The organism is Thermonema rossianum DSM 10300 (genome assembly GCF_000426825.1).
GTDB classification, from domain to species: Bacteria; Bacteroidota; Bacteroidia; order Cytophagales; family Thermonemataceae; genus Thermonema; species Thermonema rossianum.
The window spans coordinates 61,145-78,282 of the sequence record NZ_AUGC01000007.1; the positions used below are offsets into that span (position 1 = coordinate 61,145).

A 17,138-nucleotide genomic window follows, 5' to 3' on the forward strand; every position below is an offset into this window, starting at 1 on the left:
TTTATTTTTTCTTTTTTTGTTGCCCGGGTGCATAGGGCTTTGCCGACTGGCTGCCCGTTACTTTTTTCATCTGACCGGGTGGCAAGGGCTTCCCTGCCGGCACATGCACGGAAGCGCTACAGGCTGATAAAAGCCATACTGCCACGCTCATAAGCCATAATCCCCAACGACGTCTCATAAGAAAGAATTTTGGAGTTGAAATAACGTTTTTTAAATAAATTTGGTTACCTTTTCAGTACGAATATTGTCTCTTGGCTGTTCGTTCATCTTTCATACTTTTCGTAACTTTAAAGCACTAAACAACTTCCGGTATGCAAAAAATAATTTCCCTGTTTGCTTTATTATGCCTTGCAGCGATTGCTCCTTCAGCCATTGCACAACAAAAAGAAGACAGCCTGCAAACCGCCGACAGTGTGAGTGTGGAACAGCGTCGCCTTGACGCCATAGAAAAAAGCTGCCTTTCCAAGATAGCAGAAGGCTTTCAAGTAGTGAAGACTTACCGTTTCAACGTATCGACCAATCCCAAAGAAGGATACAAAATCAATCAGAATTACATATTCAGCAGTACAGCCCAATATAATATTGCCATTTGTGGCGAATGGGAAGAAGACCGGATGCCGGTAATTTATGTATTCGACAGCCGGAATAACAAAATAGCAGAATCGAAAAACGGCAGCGTAAGCATCAAGCCACAACAAGGCGGCATCGTGCGTATTGTGTATGACTTTAAGAATCCGCCTGCTCAACTGCTGGGGGTGAGTATTATTGCTTCGGCACCTAAGGCAAAAAAGAAATAGGCAGCATTGGGAAAGCTTACTTTTCTTCCTCAATGCTCCACTTGCTTCCGGGGCTAAGCTGCTTTTTCTTTCATCTTTGCCATCTGCCTTTCCTTTTTTGTCATTTCGAGCGTAAGCGAGAAATCTCTTTTTTTCTTCTTGCGGCAGATTTGAGTTTTCTCGCTCCGCTTACGCTCCGTTCGAAATAATACACTTTGCCGCACCCCGTTTGCACTTGTCAATAATTTAATAACGGAAGGGGCGGCTTTGTAAGTTGTGGAAGTAATGAAAGGTGGTTTGCCCGGCTTCCACATCAAAGACGAAGTTATAGGTCTTATTTTCGCCTTCTGCGCCTTGCACTACCAGCTTTACCGTTTGCTTTCCTTCCGGCAAGCGCACACGCGTGTAGTGAATGGCATAGGGCAAAGTCATCCATGCGCGGGTGTCGGACTGCTGCCCCATTTGTAACAAAAGCCCCACCCACATGGCGGCCTCTTCGTTGTCTTCTTCTATACCCTTTTCTATGGCTTTGCGTAAAGCCATACGAAGCACCGCCGAAGACACTTCCCAGAACAAACGTTGTTTCAGTGTATAAAAGGCAACCGCATTGATATCTTCTGCCAATTCAAAAGCAAGCGTGTCATTACCTGCCAGCAAATAGGCCGACTGATAAACAGGGGGGCGCTCTTTGTATTCGGGAATTACTACATTAAAGACTTCCAGCTTGTCCAGCTTCTCTTTTTCGTCTTTAGACAAACGACTTTCAAAAGTCCAGCCGTACTCTTCGTTATAAAAATAGGCTTTGTTGCCCTTCACACGCGTAGCAAATGAAATGCTTTTATCTACTTTCACCGGCGCCAAGCCTGTATGCCAAAAGAATATGAGTTCGCCGTAATCAGATTCGGACGGTTCGGCTTCATAGGTCATGCCAAACTCTTTTTCATAAGCGTGCATTTCTTCAATGAAGCCGCTCAAATAAGCCGTACGTAGCAGATCTTTTTTCAATTGCTGTGGTGCATGCACCCCGAACAACTCGCTGTGAATGGTTTGGTATGCGTTCCACGCATTGCGGTAAGCAATGAAGGCATTGTTGTAATCGTGCATGGCGTCGTAGGCAAGCCCCATAATCAGGTAGAAGAAGGCATCGCTTCTATACTTCACCTCTTCCGTATTCTTGTAATAGCTTGTCCAGCGTCGCAGCAAAATATCGACGCGGCGGCACTCCACCAGCGCTTCTTCGTAGCGTTTTAGTTTTAAGTAAGCCAGCGCTTTGTAGTAGTGCACCATCAGCAGCTCGAAGTACTCTCCCCGGTAAGGCGCGTACATGGGATTGATCAGCTCGGCAGCCCCTTCCGCCAAGTAATTGCGCGACAGATTGTCGCCCAAGCGATAGGCTATTTCAAAATACTGAATGGCATCTTCATAACGCTGCGCCATGAAGGCAGCCATACCCATGTTCATATAATGCAGCAGGTAATTGCGGCGGGGCACTTTCGACTTCTTCAATATCTGCAGTGCCTGCTCAAAGTCGCCTTTTTCGAAGGCTTTGTGGTATTCAAGATAACGCACATAGTAGGAAGAGCAGCCTCCTAAAAAAAGCAGGCAGCAGCCAAGCAACAAGCTACGTAGCCGGCGGCGTATCATCTGTTTAGTTCTTTACAAACTTTTTGATTTCTTTTTTGCCTATCCAAACCACTTCGTTGGTCTCGATATTGGTAAGTTCCAAATTCACCTGATAATAGATGACACGCTTACGCTTTTCTATGTCCACAATGGAAGAGATGGTCCCCAACAACATGAAATCGGCACCCAACTCTTTGCCCCACTGCTTCTGTGTAGAAGGCGACGCAAAGTTTTGTTGGTCAAGGCGTTCTTCCCGCACTTTGTCGCGCAGGGCGGCATTTTGCACAACCCGCACCCGGCGCGACTCGATAAGTGCCCGCTCAATGTCTTTAATAAAAGTCTCTGTGTTGATGTGTTCGTGTGTTTTATTTTGAATGAAGCCCACTATCACGACCGGTTCGCGTTCATGGTCCATATAAAAATTACGATGCCAATGGGCTTCCATGATTTGGCGTGTCATTTCTTCGGCTACCAAACGGGAATCGGTGTCGTTCCATACACCGCTTAGGTCAATGGCCTGTGCGGCGTCGATTCGCTGAACACTATGGGGGGCACAGGCTGCCGACAGCATCAAACAAAGGCAGGCAGTCAATAGTGATTTTATGCTTTTCATAATGTAAGTTTTGAGTTTTAAGCTTAAAATTCTCCCACTATGCGAAAGTTCAAAAACCTTGCCGAAAGCGTATTGGGCACGGCATATCTTTGCCCGGATACATCTTCTATCCATGTGTAGGAAATCACGTTGTTGATACCCAATACATTCAATATATCGGCGCCTATCCATAGGGACTTCAGGAAGGGGCGTTCGCGCCAGCGCACATCGGTAATGTATTTTGAAAAGCCCAAATCCACGCGCCTGTAGGCTCTTCCTTGAAAAGCACTGCGAAAAGCCGGCTCATTGGGCACGCCAAAGGGCAAACCGGTCCCCCACTGAAGTTGCATATTCACCCGCCAAGACGGATTGGAAGGCAAGTGGTCTTCGAGATAGACCCCCACAGTCAGACGCTGATCCATGGGGCGGCGCAAGTACCCCCTGTCGTCAAAAGCGAGGTCTTCTTCGGTGCGCAGCAAACTGAGGCTTATCCAAGACTCCGTGCCTCGAATCAGTTCGCCGTTCAGGCGCATGTCCAAGCCGGCAGCATAGCCTGTGGCATCATTGCGGGCATAATATCGAATGCGCACATTCTCCACGTCATAAGGATTCAACTGCATCAGATGCTTGTAGTAGGCTTCGGCAGTGAAACGAAACGGGCGCCCCAACAGCGGCAAAAGCAAATCGGCACCCATCACCACATGCCACGCTTGTTGGGCACGCACCCCGGGATGCAACTGCCCGGCGAAGTCGCGTAACTCGCGATAAAAAGGGGGCTGCTGATAAAGCCCCACGGCCCCACGCCACACCCAGTCGGGGCGCCGGCGGCGGCGCACACTCCATTGCAAAGAAGGACTTACGTTCCATTCGTTGTTGTAAGTCCAATAGGTAGCACGCACACCGGCACGCAAGCTCACCAATGAATCAAGGTAAAGGCTTTGTTGTGCAAAAAAACTAAGGCGTTGCCCTTCTACCCGGTTGTGCCCGTCTATTTGCTCCGTGATGCGCACGTAGCCGGCAGAGTCCACAAAACGGTATTCGTCAATAAACTCTTCCACTGTTTCATAACTCCACCGCATCCCCCACTCGGTAAGGTGCCCTTGGCGCCAATGAAAGGCCGAACGGTTTTCCAGGGCGGCCACCCATGCCCCCATACGGTTGCGCAGGTGCAGGTAATTGCTGCCTGCCCCCACTTGTTTCACACATTGATTGAAACCACCGGCGCCATAATTTTGCCCTACTTCACAGAGGCGGTAAGCCCCCTCCACCTCAGTAAATTCCCGCTCAACGGTGCGCATGTAAGAGAGCACCCACTGTGTTTTCAGTTGGTCGTTCCAGTGGCTTTCCAGCTGCAGGCTGTTTTGAGTAATGTCATAACGCATCTGCTCTTGCCCGTCGAAACCCACTGACAAGCGTAACTTGCGATTGACGGTGCCGAAGTCTGTTTGTGCAAAGTCGGGCTGCACAAAATAACGGTTGCGCGCATAGGTCAGCAGGCTCTTCAGACTATGGCGCGCACTCAGCTTGTAGGTAAGCCACGCTTGCACGTCTATAAAGTTGGGCAAATACTGCCCCTTTACCGGTAGCGTATTGAGCAAATAGCGGGCACTTTTGCGACGCACACCGGCTACATAGGTCAAACGTCCACCGCCTGTGCTGCCTTCTACATGGGCAGCGCTGTTGAGAATGCCCGCACTCACCGACGCCTTGAATTCTTTAGGTTCTTTGTAACGGATGAGCATCAAAGACGACAGTTTGTCGCCATAGGCGGCTTGCCAACCGCCACTGTAGAAGCGTACTTCTTCCACCAAGTCGGGATTCACGAAGCTGAGCCCCTCTTGCTGACCGGCCCGAATCAACAAAGGGCGGTACACCATCATGCCATTGACATACAGCAAGTTTTCATCGTAGTTGCCACCACGAACCGAATAGGACGATGACAGTTCGTTGTTGCTCACCACCCCGGGCAAGGTAGCCAATATCTTATTGAAGTCGCCGAAGGGTGTGGGCGCCCGCTTGGCCTGCAGCGCAGTAAAACGGAAGGCACTTACCTCTTCTTGCAGCAAGGTATCCTTGGCTTCCACCACTACTTCTTCTATGCGCAGGTTCTCCCAAATCCACCGTACAGGCTCTGCGGCGGGCATTTGCACCGAAAAGGTCTTTTCTTTTCCCAAAAAATAAACGCGCAAGGTTTGGGAACCGGCAGGCAGACGCAGTTCAAAATAACCACTGCTGCGCGTGACGGTATAGCGGCTTGAGTCGGTTGTCCACACCACCACTGCCTGCTCTATGCCTTGCCCTTGGGGGTCGAGCAAATAGCCACGCAAGGGCGTCTCTTGCTGCGCCCATGCATGCCCCCATAACAACACAAGCAAGCACCCCCATGCCCAACGTGCCATCATGCCGTTGTTTGTTTAAGCGTGGCAATTGTGTGCAGAGGATCGGCAGCAGAAAAGACAAAGCTGCCTGCCACCAACACATCGGCACCGGCAGCGAGCAAATCTGCCGCATTGCTTTGCTTTACGCCTCCGTCTATTTCAATCAGCGTCTGCAAGCCTCGTTCATCTATCATGCGGCGCAGACGGCGCACCTTGTCGTAGGTGTGTTCAATGAATTTTTGCCCGCCAAAGCCGGGATTTACCGACATCATGCATACCAAATCGGCTTCGTGCAAAATGTCCCGCAGTGCTTCCACAGGCGTATGTGGATTGATGGCAATGCCTGCCTTGCATCCCAGTTGTTTGATTTGCTGCAAAGTGCGATGCAAATGGGGGCATGCCTCATAGTGCACACTGATAATGGAAGCGCCCAAACGGCTGAAAGCTTCCAAATAGCGCTCGGGCTGCACTACCATCAGGTGCACGTCCAACGGCTTGGTGGCATGACGCTGCACGGCTTCACACACGGGCATGCCAAAAGATATATTCGGAACAAAAACGCCATCCATAATATCGAGATGCAACCAATCGGCTTGGCTTTGGTTCACCATCTCAATGGCTGATTGTAAGTTGGCAAAATCGGCGGCTAAAAGAGAAGGGGCTACAATAGGCGTTCGCATCTTTTTTGTGCTTTGGTTGGTTTTGGTTTCAATAAAAAAAGGTGTTTTCTTCTTTCTGTTGAAGCCGTCACTGCCTTCAACTCAACAAAGATAATAAAGATAGCGTGGAATAAACGCCCTGGCGCCTTTGTCTTCCCCTGCTTTTGCGTTCGCCTTTCTGTCATAGCAAAGGACGAAGCATGCCGCCACGTCCATCTTTTTTCGTATTTTAGCTATGCGTTTCAAAGAACAACACCATGCCACAAGAAGAAAGAGTACGCTGCCCGCAATGCGAATGGGAACCCGACGGGGGCGCCTACTGGCAATGCCATTGCGGGCAAGTGTGGGACACCTTCGAGACCTACGGACAGTGCCCCAATTGCAAGACCGTGCACCGGCACACGCAATGCCCCATGTGTCATCGCTGGTCACCACATGCCGACTGGTACATAGACCTCCCTCCCATTCGTTTTGAAGAAAAAGAAAATACCGAAGCCAACTCAAAGAAAAGCACTTCATGAAACTACGGATGCTTGTTTGTCTGTGCTTGTGCCTGAGCCTTGGCACACAAGCACAAGACCTTACGCGCGTGCGCCAAACCATCGACACTTTGTGCAGCCCTTTCATGGATGGGCGCGGCTACCGCCACGACGGAAGCCAAAAGGCAGCATTCTATCTGGCAGAAGAATTCCGGAAAATAGGGCTTCGCACATTTGCAGATGCCCCTAATTACCTGCAGCCGTTCAAGCTGACAGTCAATACTTTTGATAAGGCTGTGCTGCGGCTAAACGGGAAGAAGCTGCGGCTTGCCTACGACTACCTGCCACACCCGGCAGCGCGTGGCGGCAAAGGACGAAAACGCCTGCTTTTTTTGGACTCTTCCTTTGTTTGGGACACCTCCAAACGTCAAGCCTTACTTCAGATGAAACGCCCCGGGCGCTATGCCGTCGTGACGGATGAACGCAGCCTTGCCTACCTGCAAGAAGACAGCCTCATAGCCCGTAAGCTACAGCAAACCGGTGCATGGATAGACTTTGTGCCCCGTGTCATGGGCAGCCTTGCGCCCCGCGCGGTGCTGGTGCCCACTTTTCAAGTCCATGATTCGCTTGCCGTCTTGGTGCATGCGAGCAAGCGGCTGCGGTTCAAGCTGAAGCAAAAACAAATTGCCGGGTATCCTTGCTACAATGTGGCAGGATATGTAGAAGGCAGCCGCTATCCACAACGTTTTTTGGTCATCACGGCACATTACGACCATCTGGGCAGCATCGGCGAAGTGTATTTTCCGGGCGCCAACGACAACGCCTCCGGGGTAAGCATGCTGCTGGATCTGGCCCGCTATTTCAAAGCGCACCCGCTACCCTATTCGGTGGCTTTTATTGCTTTCGGTGCCGAAGAAATAGGGCTAAAAGGCTCTTTGCACTATGTGCAGCATCCCCTCTTTCCTCTTTCCGATATCCGCTTTTTACTTAACCTGGACCTGGTAGGCACCGGCGAAGAAGGCATTACCGTGGTGAATGGCAAAGTGTATGAAGAAGCCTTCCGCCTGCTTACGCGCATCGACCTGCAAAAACAGTATGTGGCAAGCATAGAAGCAAGGGGCATAGCGGCCAACTCCGACCACTATTTCTTTTCACGCATGGGCGTGCCTGCCTTCTTCATTTATGCCCGTGGCGGCTCGCAGGCTTATCATGACCCCAGCGACCGCCCCCAAGCGCTCTCGCTTGCCGCCTACCGGAATCTTTTTTCCCTGATTGTGGATTTTTTTCGAGCCTTGAGCGAAGATGCACACAACACTTCTCAGCCATAGGCAGAAGCCACACATTTTTATATCTTTGCGTTGCAAAACCAATCCATCCGGTACCATGAAATTCTTTATCGACACCGCCGACTTAGACGAAATACGCGAAGCCGCCGAATTCGGCATTTTAGATGGCGTAACTACCAACCCCTCTTTGATGGCAAAAGTGGGCGTTTCGGGCAAAAAAAACATTCTCGACCACTATGTAAAAATCTGTGAGCTGGTAGATGGCGACGTAAGTGCCGAAGTGGTAGCTACCGACTTCAAAGGCATCATTGAAGAAGGCAAAGAGCTTGCAGACCTGCATCCCAATATTGTGGTGAAGGTGCCCATGATTCCCGACGGCGTGAAAGCCATCAAGTATTTTTATGAAGAAGGCATCCGCACCAATTGCACGCTGGTATTTTCGCCGGGGCAAGCCATTCTGGCTGCCAAAGCCGGGGCTACCTATGTGTCGCCCTTCATCGGACGCTTGGACGACATCTCAACCGACGGCATGGAACTCATCGAACAAATCGTAACCATTTACAACAATTACGGTTTCGATACGCAAGTATTGGCGGCGTCTGTACGCCATCCCATGCATATCATTCAGAGCGCACTGATTGGTGCCGATGTGGTTACTTGCCCCTTGAATGCCATCAAAGCCCTGTTTAAGCATCCTTTGACGGACATTGGCTTGGAAAAGTTTCTTGCCGATTACAAGAAAGCCAATCCCGGGGCGTAGGCTGTTCTTATCCGGAAAGGCATGTATTTCATCCACAGGGGATGCCTCCTCTGTGGATTTTGCTTTGTTCCAAAGCTAAAAACTTATTGAGCCCCCCTTTCGAGCGTAAACAAGAAACCTCTTTTGCAAAAAAGCTTGGTTTGAAGAGATGTCTCACCTCGTTCGACATGGCAAAAGCATGTTTGGTTTGATAAGATTTCTCACTCCGCTTACGCTCTGTTCAAAATGACAAGCCGTGCTTCGCTCGTTCGAGATGACAAGCTGCGTGAGGTCTTAGACTTGTAAACTTGCATAAAGAGGCAGTGGGTTTGCCCCTAAAAATAAAAAACGGCTGCCCCAAAGAGGGCAGCCGTTCGCTTGTCGTTTCCGGATGAGATGGGATATTGATTAGCGGTGCAAGTCGAAGCGGTCGAGATTCATGACCTTATCCCATGCCTTCACGAAGTCATGTACAAACTTCTCTGCGGCATCGTCGCAGGCATATACTTCTGCCAGTGCGCGCAATTCGGCATGTGCTCCAAAGATAAGGTCCACGCGGGTAGCGGTCCACTTGGGCGCTCCTGTTTTGCGGTCACGTCCTTCAAACAGATACTGTTTGTCATCGATGGCACGCCATTCGGTGCTCATATCCAACAGATTCACAAAGAAATCGTTGGTCAGTGTTTCGGGGCGGTCTGTGAAGACACCATGCTTCGAGCCATCGTAGTTGGCGTTCAACGCACGCATGCCGCCTATGAGCACGGTCATTTCGGGGGCAGTCAAATTGAGCAGCTGCGCCTTGTCCACCATCAGGTCTTCCGGACGTGCCAGGGCATCGTCGCAGATGTAGTTGCGGAAGGCATCGGCTACGGGCTCCAACACTGCAAAGGCCTCTACGTCGGTTTGTTCTTGGGTGGCATCGGCGCGGCCGGGTGTAAAGGGCACTTTCACCTCAAAGCCTGCTTTGCGCGCCGCTTCTTCCACGGCAGCACAGCCGCCCAACACAATCAAGTCGGCCAAAGATACCTGCTTGCCGTCTTTTTGTGCGGCATTGAACTGCTGTTGAATGCTTTCAAGCACTGCAAGCACTTTATTGAGCCGTTCCGGATTGTTGACACGCCAGCTACGCTGCGGCTCCAGACGTATGCGCGCCCCATTGGCACCTCCACGGCGGTCTGAACCACGGAAGGTAGCCGCCGACGCCCATGCCGTAGTCACCAAATCGGATATGCTCAAGCCCGATGCCAGTATTTGCTTTTTCAATGCCTCAATATCTTGCTCGTCGATCAACGGATGGGTTACCGGCGGCAAGGGGTCTTCCCACAAGAACACTTCCTTGGGCACGTCAGGACCTAAATAGCGGCTGCGTGGTCCCATATCGCGGTGGGTGAGTTTGAACCATGCACGAGCAAAGGCGTCGGCAAATTCATCGGGGTTTTCATAAAAACGGCGTGCAATTTTTTCATAAACCGGGTCGAAGCGCAAGGCAAGGTCGGTAGTCAACATAACCGGCGCATGCCGCTTGTTGGGGTCGTGGGCATCGGGTACAGTGCCCTCGCCTGCACCATTTTTGGGCTTCCATTGCCAAGCCCCGGCAGGGCTCTTGGTCAATTCCCATTCATATTCGAAAAGGTGCTTGAGGTAGTCGTGCGTCCAACGGATGGGATTGGTGGTCCAGGCACCTTCCAAGCCACTGGTAAAGGTATGCTCCGAATGCCCTTTGCCGTAGCTGTTTTTCCAGCCCAAGCCCATTTGTTCTATGGGGGCAGCAGCCGGTTCGGGCCCAATGTATTTGGGGTCAACGGCACCGTGCATTTTACCGAAGGTGTGCCCGCCGGCAATCAGTGCCACGGTTTCTTCATCATTCATTGCCATGCGGCTGAAAGTGGTGCGTATGTCGCGTGCTGCCAACACGGGGTCGGGCTTGCCTTTGGGTCCTTCGGGGTTCACGTAAATCAAACCCATATGGGTAGCAGCCAGCGGGTTTTCCAACTCGCCCCCCGGCTCTTGTTGACGTGCCTCATGTCCGAGCCATTCGCGCTCGCTGCCCCAATAAATGTCTTCTTCTGACTGCCATATGTCTTCACGCCCACCGGCAAAGCCCAAAGTTTTGAAGCCCATGGACTCCAAAGCGCAATTGCCTGCCAGAATGATAAGGTCTGCCCAAGAAAGCTTGCGTCCATATTTCTTTTTGATGGGCCACAAGAGATAACGGGCTTTGTCAAGGCTTACGTTGTCGGGCCAGCTGTTGAGCGGCGCAAAGCGAATGGAACCACGACTGCCGCCCCCGCGCCCATCGGCAATGCGATAGGTACCGGCCGCATGCCAAGCCAAGCGGATGAAAAGCGGTCCATAGTGCCCATAATCTGCGGGCCACCAGTCTTGCGACTGTGTCATCAGCTCCATGATGTCTTTCTTCACCGCCTCCAAATCCAGCTTTTTAAACTCTTCGGCGTAGTTAAAATCTTTGCCCATGGGGTTGACCAACTCCGAATGTTGGCGCAGAATGTTGAGCCGCAGCATATCGGGCCACCAATCGATGTTTTTCGGTCCCTTGCCGCCGGCATACTTCATTTGCCCGTTGTGGAAGGGGCATTTGTTTACGCTGTTTCCGCTTTGTTTTGTTTCCATAGTCTGCTTCCTTTTTTAGATAAATAATTTAATAATTGCTATTTTCAAATAATAATTTTTACTGACTACAAAGTAAAAAAAAGCATCATTATCATTCAAATCAATTTTGACTATATAGTTATAACTTTTAATTATAAACATTGATTGTTTTTATGTAAGGCAATAAAAAAAGCCTCCACCGGAACGTTATGGCTTGGTGGAAGCTTTCGGCTGAGCGGAAAGTCTTTTATTTTATTCCCCTTTCCAATACATTTTCACATGCAAGATGCCACACTCATCAAAAATATCGCCTTCAGGCACAAAGCCGGCGCGTTCATACAGGCGGCGCGCTGCCAATTGAGCATGCAGGTAAATCTTCTTGCCGGGATGCTGCCGGCGCACGTCATCCAAAACAGCCCGTACCAGCTGCGCGCCTATGCCCCGGTTCCGGTATTCGGGCAGCACTGCAAAGCGCTCGAGCTTGACGCCTTCGCCGGTTACACGCCAACGGGCAGTAGCTACCGGCACGCCTTCTACCAAGACCAAAAAATGCCGGCTTTCGTTTTCGTGCTCATCCAACTCTTCGGAAGCAGGCACTCCCTGCTCTTCCACAAACACCCGGTAGCGAATGGCAAAGGCTGTCTGTAGCTCCTCTTGTGAATCAATGCGACGTATTTCCGGTGTATTCATGAACTACAATGAATTTTATAACAGAGCCGGTAAAAATAACGAAAGCCGGAAGTAAAAAGCAAAGCAAGAAGGGAGCATTTGCCAAAAAAGCTTTTGTTTTCAATCTTTTAATGTTTTATCTTTGCTGCTCTGAATAGGTTCTATTAAATTACGCGCAAACCGTCATTAGTATGAAATTCGTCGTATCAACCGGAGCACTTCATAAAAAACTATCTGCCATATCGGGCGTCATCAGCAACAACCCGATAGTACCTATTTTGGAAAACTTTCTATTGAAGATAGAAAACGGACAGTTGACGGCCATTGCTTCCGACCTGCAAACCACCATGATGACCTCCTTGCCGGTGGAAGTGGATGAAGAAGGCAGTGTGGCCGTGCCCGCCAAAATATTGATGGACACGCTCAAGAGCTTGCCCGAGCAGCCGGTTACCATCAGTGTGGATTTAGAGAGCTTCGTTACCGAAATCCATTCTGCCAACGGACACTACAAGCTGGCCGGCGAAAACGCCTTGGATTTCCCCAGCATTCCTACACCTCAATCGGGCACCGAAATCTTTATATCTGCCGACGTACTGAGCGAAGCCATCAGCAACACCATCTTTGCTGTAAGTAATGACGAGTTGCGTCCTGCCATGAACGGCATCTTCATAGAGCTGAAAGGTGACCATATCAATTTCGTGGCTACCGATGGCAACCGTCTCATTCGTTATCGCCGCAACGACATCAGCACGCCCATAGAAAGTGCATTCATTGTACCCAAAAAAGCTTTGAACCTATTGAAGGGGGCGCTGCCCAATGACAACACCGAAGTAGCCATTACTTTCACGCCTCATAATGCTTTCTTCTCTTTCAATAATACCCGGACGGTTTGCCGCCTGATTGAAGAGCGTTTCCCCGAATACGAAAATGCCATTCCGCAAAACAACGATAAAATACTGATAGTCAACCGTCAGGAGATGCTCAACTCTTTGAAGCGCTTGGATATTTATGCCAACAAAGCCACGCACCTGGTGCGCTTCAAGCTGGGGGGCAGCCGTTTGGAAATCTTGGCCGAAGACATCGACTTTTCTAACGAAGCCAGCGAAACCATCGCTTGCCAGTATGAAGGCGAAGCCATGGAGATAGGCTTCAATGCCCGCTATTTGATAGAAATGCTAAGCGCCATTGCCACCGATGAAGTGAAAATCACTTTGTCGGAAGCCAATCGTGCCGGCATCATTATGCCTGCCGAGCAGTCGGAAGAAGAGGATATCCTCATGCTGCTCATGCCCATCATGCTGAACAACTACGTGTAGGCTGTAAGACACAAAGCAAGAGCATACTTATAAAGAGAAGGGGCATCACATCGCCCCTTCTTTTCTTTTTTATAGCTGCCAAGTTAGCTTGCACAAGATATTCAACGGACGAAGGCTGTAGCGTTGCTCTTGCCGGCGGTTATTTTCCACACTCTGCAGCTCAAGTGCCGAAGTGTTGCCTATATTCCACCATTGGCATTCGAAGGACATGCGCCGCAAGCGATAGCGCACTCCCGCATCCATGAAAGCAATTGTCTGCTGCTTCCGCTCCGTGAAGCTGCCGAAGCCCTCCCACTGCAGGTGTAGCTCCCAACGCTCAGCGGGCAACCAACGCAGCAAGTAGCGTTGGCGCAGTTGCCATACCATAGGTGACGGGGGCTGCTCGCCCCACTGCGTACGGTTCCCTCTTGCTTCCAACTCTGCTACCAAATGAAAGAAGGTCAGTTTTTCGAAGGAAAGACTGCTACGCAGATGATAGCTGCTGTTTGTAAACCAAAAACCCTGCCCGTCCTGTTGCATTCTTTGGCGCAGGTAGAAGCTTGTACCGCTCAGCTCCCAAGTCGTACGCCAATGAAAGAAGTGTTTCTTGAAATGGAAGTTCGTCATGGTATAACTTACCGGTGCAGGTTCCGGCAGACGGTGGCGTGTCTCCAAAAAGCCGCTGTAATCGAAGGCATCCAAATAATTTTGCTCGCCTTGCTGCCGGCTTACGCTAACAAACAACCCCCACCCACCTGTGATATTGCTGAATGACAGCGTGTAGTTTCCGGATACCACCTGTGACCAAGGTATGAAGTCACCATTGACGAACGATTGCCTGTAGGTGCGCCACAAAGGTTGCCGGTTATTGACAAAGCGGCGTTCCGGTTGCCGGTAGGCAGACAACGAAAGCCCCATGCCCCAACGCCCCTGCCGCCAATTGAGCGAAGAAGAAGCTTTGCCGAAAGGTATAAAATCCAACAATTGATTGATGCGGTGCTGCGAGGCGCTGTACTCCCCTTCCACACGCCACTGAAAGCCACCTCCCAAACGCCGCTGCCATTCGCCGGCGGCAAACAGATAAGCTGAAAGGCGCTCCGTATTTCCACTCAGAGTGTCTTTGGTCCCCAAAGAGTTGTTCATGCTTATGTTTTGGCGTAGTGCCTGTGCCTGCAAGTCCGTGCCTATTTGCCACTGCCACTGTGTGCGCATGCTGCCGCCTCTTTGGTTACGGAACAAAAGCGTTTGCCATTCCGACAGGCTCGCCTGTTGCCGCCAGCTTTCTGTTTCGGCAGAAAACCACTGTGCCGGACTTACGGTCAATTGTTGTGGCAAATGACGCGCATAGGTATTGGCTACCCACTGCCTGACACGGCGCCCCTGCCCGGGCAGATAGCTCATATATTCGTTTTTCAGTTCCCAATAGGGCGTTTCCAATTGTTGAAGCAATTGGTTGCTTCCTTCCAACTGCCCCCAATGCCGGTCCATGTGGGCGCGTATCAGGGTAGTATTTCTTTGATAGCGTTTTGTGGTGTTTTGTTCGTAATCCAGCTCGGCTTGCAGCAGATGGCGCCGGCTCTCTACGCGCTGCCTTTCGATGAGCCGGAAGGTATCTTGTAAAAGAAAGAAGCGGCTATCGGTATCAAAATCATAATGGGCAGCGTCGTAAAGGTAAGTTACATGGTAGCGCAGCTGCTCTGAAGCAGACAAGCGGCTCACGCCGTTCAGTGTAGTACTTGCCGATTGGTTGAACCTGTAGCGCTCGGGGGGCAGCAGAGGCACTGCCTGTGACGAGAGCGCCAGCAAGTCTTCCCGCGGAAGGTGATAGCGGCGCAAGCGTAGATTTTCCACGCTCAACGGGTGCTCTGTAAGTGCTTTTTCAAGGTCTTTGGCTATGTTGTTGCTTTCTGCCACATGGATGAACTGATGGCGGTCGAAAAATTTCACAGCCACCAGCCGGGCGTCCCAAAGTAAAAATGGTCCCCCCACGCCCGTTTCACCATTGAGTTGTACATGACGCATTGCCTCGGGGGTAAGCTTCAGATTGAGCGCCGGCCCACCCCCTGCCACCCCCAGGCTGTCAAGCAATTTCACATCTTGGTGGTTTTCATAAAATTCCACCTCTTCTACCCACTGCCATGGCACATTGTTGGCAGCTATGTTGTAGCGCTGCCCCAGCATATCTAAATTTTCTATATAAAAACGCCGGATGGGCATGCCTTTATATTTTATCATGCCGTCGGGGCTTACTTCCACCCCCGGCATCTTTTTCAGCACCTCTCCTATGTTGCGGTCTGCTTCCGAAGCAAAAGAAGCTACATCATACACCACCGTATCTTTTTTGATGGTTACGGGGGCTACCTCCACCTTTACCTCCTCGATATCGAAGGCGGATTCCTGCAACACAAAAGATCGGCGCTGCGTAGTTGCCGCAAGCACCTCGCGATAGGTGGCATAGCCTATATACCTGATTTCTATGCCTATGCTGTCAGGCGGGGCGGGCGGCAGACTGCACACAAACTGCCCTTTTTCGTCTGTAATAGTGTTTTTGATGATTTGCCCGAAAGCCGCATCATAGACAATGACAGTAGCAGCTATGAGCGGCTCCCCTTGGGTATCTGTTACCTGCCCGCGGATGACCGCCTGTGCCCGGGCGGCTTGCACTGCCAACAGCCCACACAAACATAGCAGTATCCATCTGTGCATTTTACTCCAATTCTATGGGATTGGAAACTACTTTGGTAATTTTTTTATTCAGTTTCTTGCGATCAATACCTTCAACTTCTATACTTGCATTACTGTTCCCACTCATTGCACGTACATGGTATGTGAGAGGGTCCTCCAAGAACATACTTAATTCTTTCAGGTAGCGTTCCCTGCTTATCTTCACAAAATTTCTCGGTTCGGAAGGGTCATAGTGTGTGACCATCTCATAGCCGGCGGGCAGGCGTTCAAAGCCTATCAGTTCGAAGCGGAAGTGGCGCAGGCTGTCTTCGGCATAGACCACCAAGCCGGGCAAGCCGTAAAACTTCCAAGGTCCGAAAGGCGTCGGTATATCGGTGGTGTACCACACCTCCCACTGTCTGCCACGAAACGTCGCCACTGCCTTTTGGCAAGTGTAATTACCGATTTTTTTGCTTTCCTGCCGGTACTGCCAGTCAAACAAAGGATATTCTTCTTCGTAGCGCCAGAAGGCGCCCAACAAATCCGCTGTAAAAAAAGTAAGCTTCTTGTTGTTTGGATAATGATGAACTACTACAGCGCTTGTGTAAGCACGTATCTGTTCCCCGGAAACCGGCATTTGGAAAGAGGCACCGCTTTTTATGGAACGACGGATGCCTTCATACATTAACGAATCATAGTAGCGCCGGGTAGGCGAATAGAACACCGAATGCTTCGAAGAGAATTCCAAATACATGGTGTCCACTCGAAGGCTCGTAGTGTCTGCGGGGTCAGTTACTGTCTCTACGCGGTACACTGCCCGGAATTCACCTTTTCCTAAGCGGGCTTGTGCCCAAACTGCTGCAACAGAAATCGCAAATACAAATGTTAGTAGATACTTTTTCATATCTGCTTGTTTTTAAAAATTCAAACAAGGTGTATAGAGAAAAGCCGCAATCGGGCTTTAAACAGCCACGATTGACGGCTTTATAATTTAGAATCAGAACATAATCACTACTTTATCTGCCCCGCCACAAATAGCCACGTCGGCAGAAAGAATAGCAGTAACTATTTGAGAGGTTGTTACGTTACACGCCGTGACCGTAACCGCTACCCCACAACTTAAAGTAGCCCCAAAAGTTACACAATCATTAGGCTTGGCCACTGTTGCCTCTTCATTTGAGCTTTTGGCTAAAGTTGCCTCAAAAGCAGGCACAGTGGGAAGCTGCGATGCGGCCTCATTTGCCCAAGCAGCAGGCACAGCAGCAAGAAAGCTTAGAAGGAATAACAACAATAACTTTTTCATAGTACTTGATGTTTTTGGTGAAACATTAAGTTATCGAAAGCTTGCGCGCTTGCTTTCTTGCCACT

Annotated in this window: 15 protein-coding genes; 5 read left to right on the forward strand and 10 right to left on the reverse strand. The window is 50.4% G+C overall.

The window, feature by feature from the left end:
- Nucleotide 1 precedes the first annotated feature (1 nt).
- Nucleotides 2-178 carry a hypothetical protein gene (locus K384_RS13830; RefSeq protein ID WP_169737621.1) on the reverse strand — a complete coding sequence of 59 codons (177 nt, stop codon included), beginning with the start codon at nucleotides 176-178 and terminating at the stop codon, nucleotides 2-4.
- Nucleotides 179-311: 133 nt separating this feature from the next.
- Between K384_RS13830 and K384_RS05905 the strand changes: the two genes are divergently transcribed.
- Nucleotides 312-797: a hypothetical protein gene (locus tag K384_RS05905; RefSeq protein ID WP_038030374.1), complete on the forward strand. Its 486-nt coding sequence runs from the start codon at nucleotides 312-314 to the stop codon at nucleotides 795-797.
- Between the two features lie 225 nt (nucleotides 798-1,022).
- On the opposite strand, the gene K384_RS05910 is transcribed toward K384_RS05905, so the two are convergent.
- From K384_RS05910 to rpe, 4 genes are read right to left on the reverse strand one after another with little or no spacing between them, the layout of a single operon-like run.
- Nucleotides 1,023-2,420: a COG3014 family protein gene (locus K384_RS05910; protein ID WP_051633168.1), complete on the reverse strand. Its 1,398-nt coding sequence runs from the start codon at nucleotides 2,418-2,420 to the stop codon at nucleotides 1,023-1,025.
- Between the two features lie 4 nt (nucleotides 2,421-2,424).
- Nucleotides 2,425-3,012: a penicillin-binding protein activator LpoB gene (locus tag K384_RS05915; protein WP_038030376.1), complete on the reverse strand. Its 588-nt coding sequence runs from the start codon at nucleotides 3,010-3,012 to the stop codon at nucleotides 2,425-2,427.
- A gap of 23 nt (nucleotides 3,013-3,035) precedes the next feature.
- Complete coding sequence (locus K384_RS05920) at nucleotides 3,036-5,393, reverse strand: TonB-dependent receptor (protein ID WP_084147137.1); 2,358 nt, start codon at nucleotides 5,391-5,393, stop codon at nucleotides 3,036-3,038.
- Nucleotides 5,390-6,049 (reverse strand): ribulose-phosphate 3-epimerase, encoded by a 660-nt coding sequence (gene rpe, locus K384_RS05925; protein WP_038030381.1) that lies wholly within the window; start codon nucleotides 6,047-6,049, stop codon nucleotides 5,390-5,392. The genes K384_RS05920 and rpe overlap by 4 nt, the downstream gene beginning before the upstream one ends.
- Before the next feature lie 236 nt (nucleotides 6,050-6,285).
- On the opposite strand from rpe, the gene K384_RS05935 reads away from it, so the two are divergent.
- From K384_RS05935 to fsa, 3 genes are read left to right on the forward strand one after another with little or no spacing between them, the layout of a single operon-like run.
- Nucleotides 6,286-6,549, forward strand: coding sequence for a hypothetical protein (locus K384_RS05935; RefSeq protein WP_051633169.1), 264 nt, complete (start codon nucleotides 6,286-6,288; stop codon nucleotides 6,547-6,549).
- Entirely contained in the window at nucleotides 6,546-7,835 is a 1,290-nt protein-coding gene (locus K384_RS05940; protein ID WP_051633170.1) for a M28 family metallopeptidase, read from the forward strand. The genes K384_RS05935 and K384_RS05940 overlap by 4 nt, the downstream gene beginning before the upstream one ends.
- A gap of 55 nt (nucleotides 7,836-7,890) precedes the next feature.
- Nucleotides 7,891-8,553: a fructose-6-phosphate aldolase gene (gene fsa / locus K384_RS05945; protein ID WP_038030384.1), complete on the forward strand. Its 663-nt coding sequence runs from the start codon at nucleotides 7,891-7,893 to the stop codon at nucleotides 8,551-8,553.
- A gap of 387 nt (nucleotides 8,554-8,940) precedes the next feature.
- On the opposite strand, the gene katG is transcribed toward fsa, so the two are convergent.
- Nucleotides 8,941-11,163, reverse strand: coding sequence for a catalase/peroxidase HPI (gene katG, locus K384_RS05950; protein ID WP_038030386.1), 2,223 nt, complete (start codon nucleotides 11,161-11,163; stop codon nucleotides 8,941-8,943).
- Nucleotides 11,164-11,394: 231 nt separating this feature from the next.
- Nucleotides 11,395-11,832, reverse strand: coding sequence for a GNAT family N-acetyltransferase (locus K384_RS05955; protein ID WP_038030387.1), 438 nt, complete (start codon nucleotides 11,830-11,832; stop codon nucleotides 11,395-11,397).
- Nucleotides 11,833-12,002: 170 nt separating this feature from the next.
- Here K384_RS05955 and dnaN point away from each other — a divergent pair, with 170 nt between their 5' ends.
- A complete protein-coding gene (dnaN, locus tag K384_RS05960) occupies nucleotides 12,003-13,127 on the forward strand; it encodes a DNA polymerase III subunit beta (RefSeq protein WP_038030389.1) in 1,125 nt (374 codons plus the stop codon).
- Nucleotides 13,128-13,196: 69 nt separating this feature from the next.
- On the opposite strand, the gene K384_RS05965 is transcribed toward dnaN, so the two are convergent.
- The 3 genes from K384_RS05965 to K384_RS05975 all read right to left on the reverse strand — a co-directional run bounded on the left by K384_RS05965 (nucleotide 13,197) and on the right by K384_RS05975 (nucleotide 17,073).
- Nucleotides 13,197-15,812: a carboxypeptidase regulatory-like domain-containing protein gene (locus K384_RS05965; protein ID WP_084147138.1), complete on the reverse strand. Its 2,616-nt coding sequence runs from the start codon at nucleotides 15,810-15,812 to the stop codon at nucleotides 13,197-13,199.
- 1 nt (nucleotide 15,813) lies between these two features.
- Nucleotides 15,814-16,674, reverse strand: a complete 861-nt coding sequence (locus K384_RS05970; RefSeq protein WP_038030393.1) for a GLPGLI family protein — start codon at nucleotides 16,672-16,674, stop codon at nucleotides 15,814-15,816.
- A gap of 93 nt (nucleotides 16,675-16,767) precedes the next feature.
- Entirely contained in the window at nucleotides 16,768-17,073 is a 306-nt protein-coding gene (locus tag K384_RS05975) for a hypothetical protein (RefSeq protein WP_038030395.1), read from the reverse strand.
- Nucleotides 17,074-17,138: the final 65 nt, after the last annotated feature.